The 17,750-nt window shown below is 69.2% G+C and carries 17 protein-coding genes; 8 read left to right on the plus strand and 9 right to left on the minus strand.

Features of this window, described 5'->3' with window-relative positions; genetic code table 11:
- From rplN to C7444_RS15830, 4 genes are all read right to left on the minus strand, one after another.
- Positions 1-369 carry a 50S ribosomal protein L14 gene (gene rplN, locus C7444_RS15815; protein WP_011831006.1) on the minus strand — a complete coding sequence of 123 codons (369 nt, stop codon included), beginning with the start codon at positions 367-369 and terminating at the stop codon, positions 1-3.
- Between the two features lie 239 nt (positions 370-608).
- On the minus strand, positions 609-1,904 hold the full coding sequence (gshA, locus tag C7444_RS15820; RefSeq protein ID WP_110401821.1) for a glutamate--cysteine ligase: 1,296 nt from the start codon (positions 1,902-1,904) through the stop codon (positions 609-611).
- Between the two features lie 127 nt (positions 1,905-2,031).
- Positions 2,032-3,534, minus strand: coding sequence for an ammonium transporter (locus tag C7444_RS15825; protein WP_375136939.1), 1,503 nt, complete (start codon positions 3,532-3,534; stop codon positions 2,032-2,034).
- A gap of 29 nt (positions 3,535-3,563) precedes the next feature.
- On the minus strand, positions 3,564-3,902 hold the full coding sequence (locus tag C7444_RS15830) for a P-II family nitrogen regulator (RefSeq protein WP_110401823.1): 339 nt from the start codon (positions 3,900-3,902) through the stop codon (positions 3,564-3,566).
- Positions 3,903-4,242: 340 nt separating this feature from the next.
- Between C7444_RS15830 and C7444_RS15835 the strand changes: the two genes are divergently transcribed.
- From C7444_RS15835 to C7444_RS15850, 4 genes are all read left to right on the plus strand, one after another.
- Entirely contained in the window at positions 4,243-5,757 is a 1,515-nt protein-coding gene (locus tag C7444_RS15835; protein WP_110401824.1) for a YifB family Mg chelatase-like AAA ATPase, read from the plus strand.
- 27 nt (positions 5,758-5,784) lie between these two features.
- Entirely contained in the window at positions 5,785-6,279 is a 495-nt protein-coding gene (gene rfaE2, locus C7444_RS15840; protein WP_110401825.1) for a D-glycero-beta-D-manno-heptose 1-phosphate adenylyltransferase, read from the plus strand.
- A 4-nt stretch (positions 6,280-6,283) separates the two neighbouring features.
- Positions 6,284-7,036, plus strand: coding sequence for a 16S rRNA (uracil(1498)-N(3))-methyltransferase (locus tag C7444_RS15845; RefSeq protein WP_110401826.1), 753 nt, complete (start codon positions 6,284-6,286; stop codon positions 7,034-7,036).
- A gap of 200 nt (positions 7,037-7,236) precedes the next feature.
- Positions 7,237-9,108, plus strand: coding sequence for a phosphoenolpyruvate carboxykinase (GTP) (locus C7444_RS15850; protein ID WP_110401827.1), 1,872 nt, complete (start codon positions 7,237-7,239; stop codon positions 9,106-9,108).
- A 56-nt stretch (positions 9,109-9,164) separates the two neighbouring features.
- Here C7444_RS15850 and C7444_RS15855 read toward each other — a convergent pair whose 3' ends face one another.
- Together C7444_RS15855 and C7444_RS15860 are read right to left on the minus strand one after the other, a co-directional pair.
- Positions 9,165-9,365 (minus strand): hypothetical protein, encoded by a 201-nt coding sequence (locus C7444_RS15855; RefSeq protein WP_146219411.1) that lies wholly within the window; start codon positions 9,363-9,365, stop codon positions 9,165-9,167.
- Positions 9,366-9,398: 33 nt separating this feature from the next.
- Entirely contained in the window at positions 9,399-9,677 is a 279-nt protein-coding gene (locus C7444_RS15860) for a hypothetical protein (RefSeq protein WP_170130776.1), read from the minus strand.
- A 119-nt stretch (positions 9,678-9,796) separates the two neighbouring features.
- On the opposite strand from C7444_RS15860, the gene C7444_RS15865 reads away from it, so the two are divergent.
- Positions 9,797-10,762: a LysR family transcriptional regulator gene (locus C7444_RS15865; RefSeq protein WP_110401830.1), complete on the plus strand. Its 966-nt coding sequence runs from the start codon at positions 9,797-9,799 to the stop codon at positions 10,760-10,762.
- On the opposite strand, the gene C7444_RS15870 is transcribed toward C7444_RS15865, so the two are convergent.
- Genes C7444_RS15870 through C7444_RS15880 form a run of 3 tightly spaced genes read right to left on the minus strand, consistent with a single transcriptional unit; the run spans position 10,723 to position 14,190 of the window.
- Complete coding sequence (locus tag C7444_RS15870) at positions 10,723-12,795, minus strand: prolyl oligopeptidase family serine peptidase (RefSeq protein ID WP_110401831.1); 2,073 nt, start codon at positions 12,793-12,795, stop codon at positions 10,723-10,725. The two genes, C7444_RS15865 and C7444_RS15870, sit on opposite strands and share 40 nt — an antisense overlap.
- Entirely contained in the window at positions 12,788-13,228 is a 441-nt protein-coding gene (gene ybeY / locus C7444_RS15875; RefSeq protein ID WP_110401832.1) for an rRNA maturation RNase YbeY, read from the minus strand. The genes C7444_RS15870 and ybeY overlap by 8 nt, the downstream gene beginning before the upstream one ends.
- Entirely contained in the window at positions 13,228-14,190 is a 963-nt protein-coding gene (locus C7444_RS15880; RefSeq protein ID WP_110401833.1) for a PhoH family protein, read from the minus strand. Before C7444_RS15880 ends, ybeY begins: the two co-directional genes overlap by 1 nt.
- Positions 14,191-14,308: 118 nt before the next feature.
- Here C7444_RS15880 and C7444_RS15885 point away from each other — a divergent pair, with 118 nt between their 5' ends.
- The 3 genes from C7444_RS15885 to ruvA all read left to right on the plus strand — a co-directional run bounded on the left by C7444_RS15885 (position 14,309) and on the right by ruvA (position 17,719).
- A complete protein-coding gene (locus C7444_RS15885; RefSeq protein WP_110401834.1) occupies positions 14,309-16,243 on the plus strand; it encodes a sensor histidine kinase in 1,935 nt (644 codons plus the stop codon).
- A gap of 175 nt (positions 16,244-16,418) precedes the next feature.
- A complete protein-coding gene (locus C7444_RS15890) occupies positions 16,419-17,093 on the plus strand; it encodes a response regulator (protein ID WP_110401835.1) in 675 nt (224 codons plus the stop codon).
- A gap of 50 nt (positions 17,094-17,143) precedes the next feature.
- Positions 17,144-17,719, plus strand: a complete 576-nt coding sequence (gene ruvA / locus C7444_RS15895) for a Holliday junction branch migration protein RuvA (RefSeq protein WP_110401836.1) — start codon at positions 17,144-17,146, stop codon at positions 17,717-17,719.
- Positions 17,720-17,750 lie beyond the last annotated feature (31 nt).

A 17,750-nucleotide genomic window follows, 5' to 3' on the forward strand; every position in this document is an offset into this window, starting at 1 on the left:
TTAGAGCACTTCCGGAGCCAGCGACACGATCTTCATGAAGCGCTCGGTCCGCAGTTCGCGGGTCACCGGGCCAAAGATGCGCGTGCCGATCGGCTCCAACTTGGCATTCAGCAGCACAGCCGCATTGCCATCGAACTTCACGAGCGAACCGTCTTGACGACGGACGCCCTTGGCGGTGCGTACAACGACTGCGCTGTAAACCTCACCCTTTTTCACGCGACCACGCGGTGCAGCTTCTTTGATGCTGACCTTGATCACGTCGCCGATACCGGCATAACGACGCTTGGAACCGCCGAGCACCTTGATGCACATGACGGACTTCGCACCGGTGTTGTCCGCGACATCGAGTCGCGATTGCATTTGGATCATGTCTATCCCCAACTTATCCCGTGCTCACAGCCACATGGCCACCAACGCGGTCAGTCTTGGGCCCGTCACGCGATCACTGGACATCAGCGATCGCGGCTTGGGGCGGAACCAGATTGCGCCACGTACGGCATGGCACGTGTGCAAGCCAGAAGAGACGTAAATTATGGCAGGTATCGCAGGACATTGCAAGTAAAGAAGCGCCCGTTCGACACGGACGCGCGCCGCTCCCCGCGCGCCCCTCAGTCGTAGACTTCGGCGTCCGGATCGGTGGCCTCCAGCTCGTAGCTGGCGGCCAGCATGGCCAGGCGCGCGACCACGCCATACATGTAGAAGCGGTTGGGCGCACTCGCCCCCGGCTTGACGCCCGGACGCGGCAGATGATGGCTCTGGGCGAAGGCCAGCGGCACGAAACGCGCGCCCGGCGCATTCAGGTTCTCGTCGACGCCCCGGTCGGCGTGGATGCGATAGAAACCGCCGACCACGTAGCGATCCATCATGTAGACCACCGGCTCGGCCACCGCATCGTTCATGCGCTCGTAGGTGGGCACGCCCTCCTGGACCAGCATCCGGCAGACCTGCGGCCCGCTCCCGGCCAAGGCCGACAGATCGCGGCGGCGGCGGTCGAGCGCGTCGAGCTCCTTCGCGTCACGCACGGTCATGCTGCCCAGGCCGCTGGCACCGCTGTCGGCCTTGACGACGACGAACGGCTTCTCGTTGATGCCGTACTCCTTGTACTTGCGCCGGATCTTGCCCAGCAGCGCATCGGCCCCCGCCTTCACGGCCTCCAGGCTGGCCCCCTCGCCCACGTCGACATCGCCGCAGGACGCGTACATCGGGTTGATCAGCCACGGGTCCATGCCCAGCAGCTTGGCGAACTTCTTGGCCACCTCCTCGTAGGACTGGAAGTGGTTGGCCTTGCGGCGCACCGATCCACCGGCGTGCAGGGGCGGCAGCAGGTACTGCTCGTGCAGGTCCTCCAGCATGCCCGGGATGCCGGCCGACAGCTCGTTGTTCAGCAGGATGGTGCAGGGATCGAAGTTCTTCAGCCCGAGCCGGCGCTCGGTGCGCACCAGCGGCTCCACCGTGATCTGGTCGCCGTCGGGCAGGTCGATGGAGACGGACTCGGTGATGGCCGGATCCAGCGTTCCCAGGCGCACGTTCAGCCCGGCCAGCATGAAGATCCGGCGCAGCCGGGCCACATTGGTCATGTAGAAGCTGTTGCGGGTGTCCTGCCCGGGGATCAGCAGCAGGTTCTTCGCCTCGGGGCAGATCTTCTCGATGGCCGCCATCGCGGCCTGGACCGCCAGCGGCAGCATGTCCTCGGTCAGGTTGTTCCAGCCGCCGGGGAACAGGTTGGTCTCGACCGGCGCCAGCTTGAAGCCGGCGTTGCGGATGTCGACCGAGGTGTAGAAGGGCGGCGTGTGCTCCATCCATTCGAGCCGGAACCAGCGCTCGATCGCCGGCATCGACTCGAGGACACGGGCCTCGAGTTCGTTGATCGGGCCATTCAATGCGGTGACGAGATGCGGGACCATGGAGTTCTCGGTGTATCGAAGGGACAAGTCAGGGTTGACCCCATTCTAGGAACGAAGCCGACGCCCGGCGGCGCCAGACGCAAAAAGGGCCGCACGAGGCGGCCCTTCGACGACAAAGCGTCCGTGCTTACCGGTGGTAAGCCGTCTCGCCGTGCGAGCTGATGTCCAGACCTTCGCGCTCTTCCTCTTCGGTCACGCGCAGACCCACCACCAGATCCACCAGCTTGAAGGCGATCACGGAGACCACGGCGGACCAGACGACGGTGATCAGCACGGCCTTGGCCTGGATCAGCACCTGGCTGGCGATCGAGTAGGCGTCCGGAGCGATCATGCCCACGGTCACCCAGTCGGCCACCGCGCTCGGGCCACCCAGGTTCGGCGAGTTGAACACGCCGGTCAGCAGCGCACCCAGGATGCCACCGACACCGTGCACGCCGAACACGTCCAGCGAGTCGTCGGCGCCCAGCATCTTCTTCAGGCCCGAGACACCCCACAGGCAGACGAAGCCCGCCAGCAGACCGATGATCAGCGCACCGACGATGCCGACGTTGCCGGCGGCCGGGGTGATGGCCACCAGACCCGCCACGGCACCGGAGGCGGCACCCAGCATCGACGCCTTGCCCTTGGTCAGGGACTCGCCCAGGCACCAGGCCAGCACGGCGGCAGCCGTGGCGAAGAGCGTGTTGATGAAGGCCAGGGCGGCGAAGCTGTTCGCCTCGAGGGCGGAGCCGGCGTTGAAGCCGAACCAGCCCACCCACAGCAGCGAGGCACCGACCATGGTCAGCGTCAGCGAGTGCGGGGTGAAGGCTTCACGGCCGTAACCCAGGCGCTTGCCCACCATGTAGGAACCCACCAGACCGGCCACGGCGGCGTTGATGTGCACGACGGTACCGCCAGCGAAGTCCAGCGCGCCCATCTGCCAGATGAAACCGGCCTTGGCGTTCATCGCGTCGACCACGTCGGCCGCGGCATAGGCATCAGGACCCATCCAGTACCAGACCATGTGGGCGATCGGCGCGTAGCTGAACGTGAACCACAGCGTCGTGAACAGCAGCACCGCGGAGAACTTGATGCGCTCGGCGAAGGCACCGACGATCAGGCAGCAGGTGATGCCGGCGAACGTCGCCTGGAAGGCGGCGAAGACGATCTCGGGGATGTAGACGCCCTTGCTGAAGGTCGCGGCCGGCACGAAGGTGCCGGCGACGTTGTCCCAGAGGCCCTTCATGAACAGGCGGTCGAAGCCACCGAAGAAGGCATTGCCCTCGGTGAAGGCCAGGCTGTAGCCGTAGATGGCCCACAGCACGACGATCAGCGAGAAGGTCACCATCACCTGCATCAGCACCGACAGCATGTTCTTGGCGCGCACCAGGCCGCCGTAGAACAGGGCCAGGCCCGGTACGGTCATCAGGATGACCAGCAGCGTGGACAGCATCATCCAGGCGGTGTCACCCTTGTTGATGACGGGGGCGGCGGCAGCGGCCGCCTCGGAGGCCGCCTCCATCGCAGGGGCGGCGGCAGAAGCGGCCTCGACCACCGCGGAGGCCGCATCGGACGCGGCCTGGGCGAAGCTGGTCTCGGCAAAGCCGAATGCCGCCAGACCCAGTGCGAGAGTCGCGAGGAATTTTTTCAGCATGGTTGTCTCGTTCTTGCTCGGCGGAATCAGAGTGCGTCCTTGCCGGTCTCGCCGGTACGGATGCGCAGGACTTGCTCCAGGGAAGTGACGAAGATCTTGCCGTCACCGATCTTGCCGGTGCGGGCCGCACCCTCGATGGCCTCGATGACCCGGTCGACGATCGAATCGTCGACGGCGGCCTCGACCTTCACCTTCGGCAGGAAGTCGACCACGTACTCGGCGCCACGGTAGAGCTCCGTGTGGCCTTTCTGACGGCCGAAACCCTTCACTTCGGTGACGGTGATGCCCTGAACGCCGATGCTGCTGAGGGCTTCGCGCACTTCGTCGAGCTTGAACGGCTTGATGATGGCCGTGACCATTTTCATGATGTTTCCCTTTCAGGATGGAACCCCGACCGCTTGCGACGAATCGAGTGTGTGCTGTCACCACCCACGCATTGATCGGATCGATCACCGCGTGCTGGTTGTTGAGTGATCCGTGAAGCTGTTCTGCAGCTTCCATGCCACCCACTGGCACGGGAAACACGCCGCGGGACACGCCCTCCAGTGGAGCGCCGCACGAACCGAAATGGTCCGCACGCACCAAGAGCGGCGCCACCCAGTGCACCACATTCGTGCAACCCCCATCAGAGGGAGACGCGCCCGCTTCGCATCTGTGCAGAATTCCTCCGATGAACCGTGTTCCGCTCGGTGCAGGGAGAAATTCATGTCGCTGGCCATCGTCCACAGCCGCGCGCTGCTGGGCCTGCAGGCACCGGAAGTCACCGTCGAGGTGCATCTGGCCAACGGGCTGCCCAGCTTCACGCTGGTCGGGCTGGCCGACACCGAGGTCAAGGAGGCCCGCGAGCGCGTGCGGGCCGCGCTGCAGAACAGCGGCCTGACCTTCCCGCACAACAAGCGCATCACGGTCAACCTGGCCCCGGCCGACCTGCCCAAGGAAGGCGGGCGCTTCGACCTGCCGATCGCGCTGGGCATCCTCGCCGCAGCAGGCCAGATCGAGGCCGGTGCGCTCGAGGACTACGAATTCGCCGGCGAACTCTCGCTGGGCGGTGACCTGCGCCCGGTGCGGGGCGCACTGGCCATGACCCTGGCGCTGCAGCGCAGCCACGCACCCCGCTGCCTCGTGCTGCCCCGGGCCAGTGCACAGGAGGCCGCCCGGGTGCCCCGGCACCCCCTGCGCTACGCCGACCACCTGCTCGATCTGGTGCAGGCCTTCGGTCCGGGCGAGCACCCGACCCCCTTGCCCCGGCCCGAACCCAGGCCGCCGGAACACCAGCTGGGCCCACCCGATCTGCGCGACGTCAAGGGGCAGGCCAGCGCCAAGCGGGCCCTCGAGATCGCGGCCAGCGGATCGCACAGCCTGCTGCTGGTCGGCCCGCCGGGCACGGGCAAATCCATGCTCGCGCAGCGCCTGGCGGGGCTGATGCCCGCGCTCTCGGAGGCGGATGCGCTGGAATCGGCCGCCATCCTGAGTCTGGCGGGCCAGTTCCTGCCGGAGCGGTGGGGACAACGGGTGCTGCGCAGTCCGCACCACAGCGCGTCCGCCGTGGCCCTGGTCGGCGGGGGCTCTCCGCCCCGCCCCGGCGAGGTCTCGCTGGCCCACCTGGGGGTGCTGTTCCTCGACGAGCTGCCCGAATTTCCGCGCGCGGCCCTGGAAGCCCTGCGCGAACCGCTGGAGAGCGGGCGCATCACCATCTCGCGCGCCGCCCGGCAGGCCGAGTTCCCGGCCCGCTGCCAGCTGGTGGCCGCCATGAACCCCTGCCCCTGCGGACAGCTGGGCTCGGCCCTGCAGAGCTGCCGGTGCAGCCCGGACACGGTGCACCGCTACCAGTCGCGCCTGTCGGGTCCGCTGCTCGACCGCATCGACCTGCGGGTGGAGGTGCTGGCGGTGGATCCGGCCGCGCTGGCTCGGGCCCCGGACGGCGAACCGAGCGAGGCCGTGGCCACGCGGGTCGCGCAGGGGCGCGAGCGCCAGTTCCGTCGCCAGGGCTGCAGCAATGCCGACCTGGGCAGCGCCGACCTCGACACCCACATCCAGGCCACCGGCGCCGCGGCCGACTTCCTGCACGCCGCCGCCCGGCGACTGGGCTGGTCCGGCCGCAGCGTGCACCGGGTGATGCGTGTCGCCCGCACGATCGCCGACCTGGCGAACAGCGAAGACACCCAACTGGGCCATGTCGCCGAGGCCATCCAGCTGCGCCGGGCGCTGCCGGGCACCTGAGGCCCGGGCTGAGGCGACAATCCGCGCATGATCGACAGCGCCCTGCCCCCTCCCGCTTTCCTGACCAAGCTGTGCCGGCGCGACGAGCTGGCACGGCGCCTGGCCCACCTGCCCCGGCCGCTGGTGTTCACCAACGGCGTCTTCGATATCCTGCACCGCGGCCACGTCAGCTACCTGGCCCAGGCCCGTGCGCTGGGGGCCAGCCTGGTGATCGGGCTCAACAGCGACACCTCGGCACGCACGCTGGGCAAGGGCCCGGACCGCCCGCTCAATGCCGAGGCCGACCGGGCCTGCGTGCTCGCCGCGCTCGACAGCGTCAGCCTGGTGGTGCTGTTCGACGAGTCCACCCCGTGCGAGCTGCTGAAGGACGTGCGCCCCGACCTCTACGTCAAGGGCGGCGACTACGACATGGAAACGCTGGAGGAGACCCGGCTCGTGCGCCAGTGGGGCGGCACCTCGCGGTCCATCGCCTTCGTCGACGGTTATTCGACCACCGCCCTGGTGCGGCGCATCCGGGCCTGACGCGATGGCTGCACGCTTTCATCTGGACCCGACCCAGACGCTCTGCACCGGCCTGAGCTTCAAGCTGCCGGCCGGCGCCGCCCGCCACGCCCAGGTGCTGCGGCTGCAACCCGGTGATCCGCTGCTGCTGTTCAACGGCACGGGTGGCGAGTGGCAGGCCGAGATCCTCCGCATGGGCCGCCAGGACGTGGAGGTCGAGGTCGGCCGCCATGTCGAGCGCGAGGTGGAGCTGCCGCTGCAGGTCACGCTGGTGGCCGGCATGCCGGCCAACGACCGCTTCGACTGGCTGATCGAAAAAGCCTGCGAACTGGGCGTGGCAGTCATCCAGCCGACGCTGTGCGAGCGCTCGGTGCTGCGCCTGAGCGGCGAGCGGGCGGACAAGAAGCGGGACCACTGGCAGGGTGCCGCCGCCGCCGCCGCCGAACAGTGCGGCGCCACCCGGGTGCCGGTCGTGCGACCGGTGCGCACGCTGGAGCAGGTGCTGCGCCAGCAGGACGGTCCAGCGCAGCCCGGTGACGCCCACTGGATCCTCAGCCTGGCCGAGGCACGATCGCTGCCGCAGCGATGGAACGAGTGGCAGGCCCCGCGCCAGACCCTCACGCTCTACAGCGGCCCCGAAGGCGGCTGGAGCCCGGACGAAGAAAACCGCCTGCGCACCGCCGGCGCGCTGCCGACCCGGCTCGGCCCCCGGGTGCTGCGCTCCGAGACGGCGCCGATCGCGGCACTGGCCTGGATCGCCACCCAGCTCCACCCCTGAGGGGATACCCTATCCCGCACCTGAATGCCCGCGGGCGGAGAACCCGCCATGCAGGCGCAACACAGCTGCAGGTCATGCAAAAAACGCATGTAATCACTTTGTAATCCCGGGAGGGCGGCCTCTACACTGATTTCAGGCATGTCGAAAGCGCTCTTCCCGAACGCTTCCGAGATGCCTTTTTCTACTCTGGAGCCTCCCCGATGAACCACCCTGCCATGGCCGGCGTTGACGTCAACGCACCCTCCTTCGTCAAGAACGCCAAGCTGATCGCCTGGGTCGCCGAGATGGCCGCCCTGACGCAGGCGTCCGCCATCCACTGGTGCGATGGCAGCGTCGAGGAATACGACCGCCTGTGCCAGCAGCTGGTCGATGCGGGCACCTTCAGGAAGCTCAATCCTGTCAAGCGCCCGAACAGCTACCTGGCCTGCTCGTCCCCGAGCGACGTGGCTCGCGTGGAAGACCGCACCTTCATCTGCTCGAAGGTGAAGGAAGAAGCTGGCCCGACCAACAACTGGATGGCCCCGGCCGAGATGCGCACCCTGCTGCAGACGGGTGAGAACGCCCTCTTCAAGGGCTGCATGAAGGGCCGCACGATGTACGTCGTGCCCTTCTCGATGGGCCCGCTGGGTTCGCCGATCGCCCACATCGGCATCGAGCTGTCGGACAGCCCCTATGTCGCCGTCAACATGCGCATCATGACCCGCATGGGCCGCGCCGTGTACGACGTGCTGGGCATCGACGGCGAGTTCGTGCCCTGCGTGCACACCGTGGGTGCGCCGCTGGAAGCCGGCCAGGCCGACGTGACCTGGCCCTGCAACACCACCAAGTACATCGTCCACTACCCCGAGACCCGCGAGATCTGGTCCTACGGCTCGGGCTACGGCGGCAACGCGCTGCTGGGCAAGAAGTGCTTCGCGCTGCGCATCGCCTCGACGATGGGCCGTGACCAGGGCTGGCTGGCCGAGCACATGCTGATCCTGGGCGTGACCTCGCCCGAAGGCAAGAAGAGCCATGTCGCCGCCGCCTTCCCGAGCGCCTGCGGCAAGACCAACTTCGCCATGCTGATCCCGCCGGCCGAGCTGGGCGACTGGAAGGTCACCACCATCGGCGACGACATCGCCTGGATCAAGCCGGTCGACGGCAAGCTGCGCGCCATCAACCCGGAGGCGGGCTACTTCGGCGTCGCCCCGGGCACCAACTTCAAGACCAACCCGAACTGCATGGCCTCGCTGGACCGTGACGTCATCTTCACCAACGTCGCGCTGACCGACGACGGTGACGTGTGGTGGGAAGGCATGACCGACGAGCTGCCCTCGCACCTGATCGACTGGCAGGGCAAGGACTGGACGCCGGAGACCGCCCGCCTGCCGGACGGCAAGCTGCGCCCCGCCGCCCACCCGAACGCCCGCTTCACCGTGGCGGCCGGCAACAACCCCGCGCTCGACCCCGAGTGGGACAACCCGGCCGGCGTGGCGATCGACGCCTTCATCTTCGGTGGCCGCCGCTCGACCACCGTGCCGCTGGTGACCGAAGCCCGCGACTGGGTCGAAGGCGTCTACATGGCCGCCACGATGGGCTCCGAGACGACCGCCGCGGCCGCCGGCCAGATGGGCGTCGTGCGCCGCGACCCGTTCGCGATGCTGCCGTTCATGGGCTACAACATGAGCGACTACTTCCAGCACTGGCTGAACCTGGGCGCCAAGCTGAAGGCCGAAGGCGCGACGCTGCCGGCCATCTACTGCGTCAACTGGTTCCGCAAGGGGGCGGACGGCAAGTTCGTGTGGCCGGGCTACGGCGACAACATGCGCGTGCTGCAGTGGATGCTGGGCCGCATCGAGGGCCAGGCCCAGGGCAGCGAGAACATCTTCGGCGTCAGCCCGAACTACGGCGACCTGGACTGGTCGGGCCTGGACTTCAGCGAAGCGCAGTTCAACAGCGTCATCGGCATCGACCACGCCGCCTGGCAGCAGGAGATGAAGCTGCACGGCGACCTGTTCGAGCAGCTGGCCTACCACCTGCCGGCCGAACTGACGGCGACCAAGGCGAAGATCGAAGCCAAGCTGGCGTCCTGATCCTGCGGCCCGCCCGATGAAAGAAGCCTGCCGGGTGACCGGCAGGCTTCTTGTCTTCAGGGACGGCGCAGCGCGGCGCGGAGGTCTTCGGCCAGACCGGGGTTGGTGTGCTCGCAGCGGCGGGCCGCGAATTCCAGCTCGCGACGTGCGCGGTGCTCACCCACCTCGGTGAGGTAGCGGTTGACGGCACCGAACACCCGGCCGATCCACACCGGGGCGTGGAGGGCGCGGTGACCCATCGGAAACGTCTGACTCATCATGATCTGTACTCCTGTCGGTGACGGGGGGATTCAGCGGGCGCCAGCCGAAGCGGCGTCGTCGCGCATCTGCACGGCCCGCGCGGCGGCGCGCAGGTCGGCGGCATAGGACGGCTGCGACTTCTCGTAGGCCTGGGCCCACTCGATCAGCTCGCCGGCCGTCTGCGGCTCACGCACCACCGGTGCGGCGTGGAAGATCGCCTGCACGGCCTGATCGGCCCCCTTCAGCAGCGCAGCGAAGGCGTTGCCGAAAAAGCGGGCTCCGGGCATGGCGCCGGACTGGGCAGCAGGATGAAAGGGAACCATGATCATGGCCATTGCAGAACTCCTTAGGGAAAACCCTTGATGGACGTGATTCTAGGGATAACCCTAGATATACAGATAGCAGGTCTTGTGAATCATCATCATTCAGGACATGAATGACTTGAGCCATGAACTTCCGCACCCTCGACCTCAATCTGCTGAGGGTCTTTGACGTCGTGATGGCCGAACGCAACCTCACCCGTGCGGCCGAGCAGCTCTCGATGACCCAGCCGGCCGTCAGCAATGCCTTGCGCCGACTGCGCGAGACCGTCGGCGAAACGCTGTTCACGCGGGGTGCGCAGGGGGTCGTGCCGACCGCCCGGGCCGAGGCGCTCTGGCCGGAGGTGCGGGTCGCGCTGGCCCATCTGCGGGACGCGTTCGAGCCGACGACCTACGACCCGCGGACCCAGCCGCTCACCGGCCGGCTGGCGATGGCCGATGCGGTGGCCGCCCGGCTGCTGCCGGTGCTGCTGCGCCGGCTGGAGTCCAGCCAGGCGATGGTCGACCTGCGGGTGCTGCCGCTGCTGATGCGCGACCCCAGCACGCTGCTGGAACGGGGCGAGGCGGACCTGGCGATCGGCCACTTTCCCGAACTGGTCACCCGCATGGTGACCCTGGGCAGCTCGGCACCGCTGCGCCAGCGGCAGCTGGAGGAAAGTGAGTACGTCTGCGTGATGCGACGGGGGCACCCGCTGGCCGGGGAGGAGGCGCTGACGCTCGAGGCCTACTGCGCGGCGCAGCACCTGCTGGTGAGCTTTTCAGGCCGGGCCCACGGCGTGGTGGACGAGGTGCTGGTGGGCATGCAGCGCAGCCGGCGGGTGGTGCTGGCGGTGAACCAGTTCTACACCGCCGGGCTGGTGATCGCGGCGACCGACCTGCTGACGGTGCTGCCGCGGGCCTACCTGTCGGTGATCGGCGCGGCCGAGGCCCTGGTCAGCCGGCCGCTGCCGCTGCGCCTGGCCCCGCTGCTGATCCACATGGTCTGGCACCGCCGCCACGACACCCAGCCCGCCCACCGCTGGCTGCTGGAGCAGGTGGCGGCGGCCTCCTCGCCTCAGCCGGCGGCCGGGGCCGACAGCTCGGTCCAGAGGTAGGCGAACTCCAGGGCCTGCAGGTGGGCCCGCTGCTCGTTGTCGGCCGCACCGCCGTGACCGCCCTCGATGTTCTCGAAGTAGAGCACCGGGTGGCCCGCCGCCTCGAGCCGCGCCACCATCTTGCGGGCGTGCCCGGGATGGACCCGGTCATCGCGGGTCGAGGTGGTGAACAGCGCCCGCGGGTAGCGCACGTCGGCACGGACGTGCTGATAAGGGCTGTAGCGCTCGATCCAGGCCCACTGCTGCGGCACGTCCGGGTTGCCGTATTCGGCCATCCACGACGCCCCGGCCAGCAGCAGGTGGTAACGCTTCATGTCCAGCAGCGGCACCTGGCAGACCACGGCACCGAACAGGTCCGGGCGCTGGGTCATCGCCGCGCCGACCAGCAGGCCGCCGTTGCTGCCGCCCATGATGCCCAGCCGGGCCGGGCGGGTCACGCCGGTGCGCACCAGGTCCTCCGCCACGGCGATGAAGTCGTCGTAGCTGCGCTGCTTGTGCTCGCGGATCGCGGCCTGGTGCCAGGCGGGGCCGAACTCGCCCCCCCCGCGGAGGTTGGCGACGACCAGCACCCCGCCGCGCCCGTACCAGGCCAGGCCGAAGCCGGCCGAATACCAGGGCTGCAGCGAGACCTCGAACCCGCCGTAGCCGTACAGCAGCGTCGGGTTGTCGCCATCGGGCTCGACGCCACGGGGCCAGATGACGAAATACGGCACCCGGGTGCCATCGGCACTGGTGGCGTGGCGCTGCTCGACCCGCATGCCGTCCGTGTCGAACCAGGCCGGGCGCTGCTTGAGCACCTCGACGCCGGCCTGGTCGGCCCGGGCCAGCATCAGCGAATCGGGCGTCAGGAAGTCGGTGTAGGTGACCCAGCAGTGCTCGGCCAGCGGGTCATCGACCAGGTGGGGCTCGTGCAGCGCGGCGATGCCCAGCGCGCCCGGGCCGGGCAGGTCGATCGCGCGGCGCTGCCACGCGCCGTCGACGAGGCGCAACGCCTCGACCCGGTTGGCCACCTGGTCGAGCAGGTTCAGCAGCAGGTGGTCGCGGGTCCAGGTCGTGCCACCCAGCGAGCAGGTCGGGGTCGGGACGAACAGCGCCGTCCAGGCCGGCTGGCCGGCCAGCAGATCGTCCAGCCGGGCGATCAGCAGCGAGCCCGCCGGATGGGTGTGTCCGTCGTCGGTGACCAGCGCGCTGCGCAACTCGAGCAGCGCCCACTCGCGGTGCAGGCCGAGGCTGGCGTCGTCGGGCTTGGGCAGCGGCAGCAGGCGGCCATCACCGGCCTGCAGCCACATGCGGGAGGTGTAGAAATCGAGCGAACGGCCGAACACCACCCGCTCGTGACCGGGCGTGTCGTCGTGGCGGGCCCAGACCGAGACGTCGCCGGACTCGCCCTCGTGCACCGTCACCGCCGCGGACAGCGGCGTGCCGCGCGACCAGCGCCGGACCACGCGGGGATAGCCCGAATCGGTCAGCGTGCCGGGGCCGAAGTCGGTGGCCACCAGCAGCGTGTCCTCGTCCAGCCAGTCGACCTCGCTCTTGGCCTCGGGCAGCTCGAAGCCGCCAGCGACGAAGGCCCCGGTCACGACATCGAACTCGCGCACGACCACGGCGTCGGCACCGCCGCGCGACAGGCGCACCAGGCAGCGCCGCCAGTCCCCGCCCGGGCGGGGCGACAGGAACACCGCACCGTGCCAGACCCAGTTCTCGCCCTCGGCCGCCGCCAGGGCGTCGAGGTCGAGCACCGGCTGCCAGTCGGGCGCCGGCTGGCGGTAGGAGTCCAGCGTCGTGCGCCGCCACAGGCCGCGCCGGTGCCCGGCGTCCTGCCAGAAGTTGTAGAACTGCGGACCGACGCGGCGCACATGGGGAATGCGCTGCGGCGCATCCATCAGCGCCAGCAGCCGGGGCCGGAACTCGAGGTACTCGGGGCGCGCCGTCAGCTCGGCGCTGGTGCGGGCGTTGTGCGCCTGCACCCAGGCCAGCGGCGCCTCGCCCGTGACGTCCTCCAGCCAGAGGTGGGGGTCCGGGGCCTCAGGCATAAGGATCGGCAAAACCGAGGCCGGCCAGCACCTCGCGCTCGCGCGCCTCCATGATCTCGGCCTGCTCCTCGTCGTCCTCGTGGTCGTAGCCCTGGGCGTGCAGCGTGCCGTGCACCAGCAGGTGGGCGTAATGGGCGACCAGGTCCTTGCCGGCCTCCTTCGCCTCCCGCTCGACCACCTCGGCGCAGATCACCAGGTCGGCGCTGACGACCGGCTCCTGGGTGTAGTCGAAGGTCAGCACGTTGGTGGCGTAGTCCTTGCCGCGGTAGTCGCGGTTCAGCGCCAGGCCCTCGTCGGCCCCGACGATGCGCACCGTGATCTCGCCCGGCAGCTCCAGGGCGGCGCGCACCCAGCGCATCACCTTGTGGCGCGGCAGCACGGCGCGGTGGCGGGGGTCGGCGAATTGCAGCGACAGACTGAGTTCGGGTTTCATCAGGAAAGCGCCTTGGCGGCGTCGTAGGCCTCGACGATGCGGGCGACCAGCGGATGGCGCACGACGTCGGTGGCGGTGAATCGGGTCATCGCGATGCCGTGCACATGGCGCAGCACCCGGGCGGCATCGAGCAGCCCGCTGAGGTGGCCGCGCGGCAGGTCGACCTGGCTGAGGTCGCCGGTGATGACGGCGCGGCTGCCGAAGCCGATGCGGGTCAGGAACATCTTCATCTGCTCGGGCGAGGTGTTCTGGGCCTCGTCGAGGATGATGAAGGCGTGGTTGAGCGTGCGCCCGCGCATGAAGGCCAGCGGGGCGATCTCGATCAGCCCCTTCTCGAAGGCCTTGCTGACACGGTCCGGCCCCATCAGGTCGTGCAGCGCGTCGTGCAGCGGGCGCAGGTAGGGGTTCACCTTCTGAGCCAGGTCACCGGGCAGGAAACCGAGCCGCTCGCCGGCCTCCACCGCCGGGCGGGTCAGCACGATGCGCTGCACCGTGTTGCGCTCCAGCGCATCGACCGCGCAGGCCACGGCCAGGAAGGTCTTGCCGGTGCCCGCCGGACCGATGCCGAAGGTGATGTCGTGCGACAGGATGTTCTGCAGGTAGCTCACCTGGTTGGCGGTGCGGCCGCACAGGTCGGGCCGGCGGGTGCTGAGCACGAGCTCCGGTCCCGCTCCGGCGGGCGACTGCCCCGGCGCCGGCGCCCCGGGGCTCATCAGCTGGGCCAGCGTCAGCTGCAGCTCGGCGGGATCGATCTCCCGGTCGGCGCGCTCGTGGAGGTGCTGCAGCAGGTCGATCGCCTGCTGGGCCGCCGCACGCTCCCCCTCGACCTGGAAGGACCCGTGGCGACGGCGGATCTGGACCGCGAGCGCCACCTCGATGCTGCGCAGGTGGGCATCGAGCGGACCGCACAGACGGGACAGACTCAGGTTGTCGGGGGCGGTGAAAGCGTGTCGGAGGATCAAAGCAAGCGTGTGAAGTTACTGGCCTTGGCCAAAAACTCGATTGTGCCGGGCCCGGCCGGGGCAAGGCGCTCCGGCAGAATCAAAAAGTGCTGCCCGCCACCTCAACCGATGCCCACACGTGCCCGACACCGTCGTCCTTGATTCACCCCCCGCGCCGCGCCGCCGGCTGCTGACCCTGCTGGAAAAGGCGGTCGCAGCGCTGCACCCCGCCCGCTGGGGAGCGCTGGTGCTGGCCCTGGTGCTGGTGGGGGCATGGGCCACCCACTGGTGGTCTCCCGCCCCGGCCACGGCCCTGCTGCGCATGCAGCACGCCCAGCAGATCGTCACCACCACCGGCGGGCAGGCCCTGGAGCGATCGACCACGCTGGTGCAGCTGCCCTTCCGGCAGACCCGCAGCCTGCCCCCGGAGCAGACCCTCTGGTTCCGCTGGAACCTGGACCTCAAGGCCGCGGCCGACCCCCGCTCCGGGCTGAGCGGGGTGTATTTCGAGCAGATCTGCGGGGCGGCACGGATCTGGTTCAACGGCCGCCTGATGTTCGAGCGGGGCCGGCTGAACGCCCCCGATGCGGCCGACTGCCTGGAGCCCATCCTGGTCGCGCTGCCCGCCGACCTGCTGCACGCCGGACGCAACCAGCTCGACCTGCAGCTGGCCGCCCACGGGGTGCCCCAGGTCGTCTCGGCCAGCCACGCCGGCCTGGTCTCCCCGGTGCTGATGGGCGACTACCGCACGCTCGACCAGATGCGCCGCCACCAGCAGGCCTTCAACGTCAGCGCCACGATGGCGCTGGCCACCGTCGTGGCCTGCGTGGGCCTGGCGGCGCTGGGCCTGGGTGTGGCCAGCCAGCTGCCCTACCTGGGTTATTTCGGTGCCGCCAGCCTGGGCTGGGCGCTGGTCTGCGCGCTGATGCTGGGGGCCACGCTGCCCCTGCCACCGCTGTGGACCCAGTGGCTGATGAGCACCGTCGTGCCGCCGGTGGCGGTGGCGGGCATGCTGTTCCTGCTGCGCTACTGCGGCCTGAGGCTGTCGGGGCTGGAGCTGTCGATGGCGCTGCAGTGCCTGGTCGTGCCGCTGAGCCTGCTGGTGGCCGGGCCCGAGCGCCTGCACATGGTCGCGCCCCCCTGGTTCATGATCCTGGCCATCGAGATGCTGGTGACGATCGGCGCCTTCCTGCACCGGGCCTGGGCGCTGTCGCGCCCCGACTTCTGGGTCGGCGCCACGGCGCTGATGGCCGGTGCGGTGACGCTGCTGTCGGAGTGGCTGCTACCCGACGGACCGGTGCTGCTGGTGGGCAAGCATGCGATCAGCGTGCTGCTGATCACGATGTTCGCCGGCATGGTCTGGCGCATGCAGCTGCTGTTCCAGAGCGCCCTGCAGGCCGCCGAGCAGGCCCGCCAGATGGCCGAGCGCCGCGCCCACGACGTGCAGGCCGACATGGAGCAGAACTTCGGCCAGATGGCCGAGCTGCGGGTCGAGCAGGTGACCGCACGCGAGCGCAAGCGCATCGCCGCCGACCTGCACGACGACCTGGGCGCCAAGCTGCTGACCATCGTGCACACCAGCGAGAGCGAGCGCATCGCCACGCTGGCCCGCGAGGCGCTGGAGGAGATGCGGCTGTCGGTGCGGGGCCTGACCGGCCGGGCCGTGCAGCTCGGCGACGCGATCGGCGACTGGCGCAGCGAGGTGATGATGCGGCTGTCGCAGGGCGGGGTCGAGCTGGCCTGGGACACCCCCGACGACCTGCTGATGAGCGAGCGGGCGCTGAGCGCACGGGCCTATGTGCAGACCACCCGCATCCTGCGCGAGGCGGTGAGCAACGTGCTCAAGCACAGCGGCGGCTCCAACTGCGAGATCTCGATCCGCCTGGAGGCCAACGACTTCGAGCTGATCATCTCCGACAACGGCAAGGGCATCCCGATGGAGCTCGACGGCAAGCTCGACCGGGGCCACGGCATGTCGACGATGAAGGGGCGGGCCAAGCAGCTGCAGGGCCAGTGCCTGGTGGAATCGGGCCCGGGTTATGGCACGACGATCCGCCTGACCCTGCCACTCTGAGCCGGCCGCACCAGGCCCAGGGCGCACGAAAGTCGACGAAGCGTGCAGGAGTGCCTGCACGGTTCCACGCGCGGGGGAACCGGCGACGGCGACACCCGCCATGCGGAGCGATTCTTCCCTCACACTAGATTTTGATGTGCGGCGGCACCTGACGACCGCCACCCCAGGAGAGAAGATGAAACAGATACTGCTGCTTGAAGACCTGCCCGAAATCCGCGCCTGGCTGCGCGCCCTGGTGCTGCAGGTGTTCCCGGGTGCGACCGTCGTCGAATCGGCCCGGGTGCACGACGCGCTGCAGCAGGTCACGGCCCAGCGCTTCGACCTGGCGATGATCGACCTGGGCCTGCCCGACGGCTCCGGCGTGAAGGTGGTGCAGGCGCTGCGCGAGGCCCAGCCGGACGCGCAGTCGGTGGTCGTGACCATCCACGACGACGACGACCACCTCTTCCCCGCGCTGCAGGCCGGTGCCTATGGCTACCTGCTCAAGGAGCAGCCGCGCGAGCAGCTGATGGAGCACCTGCAGCGCATCAGCCAGGGTGAGCCGCCGCTGTCGCCGTCGATCGCGCGGCGCATGATTTCCTATTTTTCCGCCCAGGCCAACCGCCCGCAGTTCCAGCAGCCGGCCTCGACGACCGACCTGCTGATGCCCAATGTGCAGCTGACCGAGCGTGAGCGCGAGGTGCTGCTGCGTGTGGCCAAGGGCTTCACGCTGCCCGAGATCGGCGTGCAGCTGGGCCTGAGCCGCCACACCATCGCCGACTACGTCAAGCAGATCTACCGCAAGCTCAACGTGAGCTCGCGCGCCGAGGCCGCACTGGAAGCCCAGCGCCTGGGCCTGTTCCGCCGCTGAACGGCCGTGTCCGCCGGAGCCCGGGCGGGGGCGCCCCATAATCGCGCCCCATGATCGGACGACTGACCGGCACCCTGGCTGAAAAATCGCCACCCCTGGTGCTCATCGATGTGAACGGTGTCGGCTATGAAGTCGACGTGCCGATGAGCACCTTCTGCAACCTGCCCCACCTGGGCGAGCGGGTGTCGCTGCACACGCACTTCGTCGTGCGCGAGGACGCGCAGCTGCTCTACGGCTTCCTGACGCTGGCCGAGCGCGAGACCTTCCGCCAGCTCGTCCGCATCACCGGCATCGGCCCGCGCATCGGCCTGGCCGTGCTGTCGGGCCTGAGCGCCGGCGAGCTGGCTCAGGCGGTGAGCACCCAGGAGGTCGGCCGGCTGGTCAAGGTGCCCGGCATCGGCAAGAAGACCGCCGAGCGCCTGCTGCTCGAGCTCAAGGGCAAGCTCGGCCCCGATCTGGCGCTGCCCGGTGCGGTGATCCACACCGATGCCCAGGCCGACATCGCCCAGGCGCTGATGGCACTGGGCTACAACGAGAAGGAAGCGGCCGCCGCCGTCAAGGCGCTGCCGGCGGACATCGGCGTCAGCGACGGCATCAAGCAGGCGCTGAAGGCCCTGGCGCGCTGAACGCCTGACGCTGCCGCGGACCCGCGCCGCC

Origin of the sequence: Sphaerotilus hippei, assembly GCF_003201595.1 — a bacterium.
GTDB classification, from domain to species: domain Bacteria; phylum Pseudomonadota; class Gammaproteobacteria; order Burkholderiales; family Burkholderiaceae_C; genus Sphaerotilus; species Sphaerotilus hippei.

Coding starts and splice junctions, on each gene's coding strand:
- rplN (WP_011831006.1), bottom strand. CDS start 369: ATGATCCAAATGCAATCGCGACTCGATGTCGCGGACAACACCGGTGCG.
- gshA (WP_110401821.1), bottom strand. CDS start 1,904: ATGGTCCCGCATCTCGTCACCGCATTGAATGGCCCGATCAACGAACTC.
- C7444_RS15830 (WP_110401823.1), bottom strand. CDS start 3,902: ATGAAAATGGTCACGGCCATCATCAAGCCGTTCAAGCTCGACGAAGTG.
- C7444_RS15835 (WP_110401824.1), top strand. CDS start 4,243: ATGTCGCTGGCCATCGTCCACAGCCGCGCGCTGCTGGGCCTGCAGGCA.
- rfaE2 (WP_110401825.1), top strand. CDS start 5,785: ATGATCGACAGCGCCCTGCCCCCTCCCGCTTTCCTGACCAAGCTGTGC.
- C7444_RS15845 (WP_110401826.1), top strand. CDS start 6,284: ATGGCTGCACGCTTTCATCTGGACCCGACCCAGACGCTCTGCACCGGC.
- C7444_RS15850 (WP_110401827.1), top strand. CDS start 7,237: ATGAACCACCCTGCCATGGCCGGCGTTGACGTCAACGCACCCTCCTTC.
- C7444_RS15855 (WP_146219411.1), bottom strand. CDS start 9,365: ATGAGTCAGACGTTTCCGATGGGTCACCGCGCCCTCCACGCCCCGGTG.
- C7444_RS15860 (WP_170130776.1), bottom strand. CDS start 9,677: ATGATCATGGTTCCCTTTCATCCTGCTGCCCAGTCCGGCGCCATGCCC.
- C7444_RS15865 (WP_110401830.1), top strand. CDS start 9,797: ATGAACTTCCGCACCCTCGACCTCAATCTGCTGAGGGTCTTTGACGTC.
- C7444_RS15870 (WP_110401831.1), bottom strand. CDS start 12,795: ATGCCTGAGGCCCCGGACCCCCACCTCTGGCTGGAGGACGTCACGGGC.
- ybeY (WP_110401832.1), bottom strand. CDS start 13,228: ATGAAACCCGAACTCAGTCTGTCGCTGCAATTCGCCGACCCCCGCCAC.
- C7444_RS15890 (WP_110401835.1), top strand. CDS start 16,419: ATGAAACAGATACTGCTGCTTGAAGACCTGCCCGAAATCCGCGCCTGG.
- ruvA (WP_110401836.1), top strand. CDS start 17,144: ATGATCGGACGACTGACCGGCACCCTGGCTGAAAAATCGCCACCCCTG.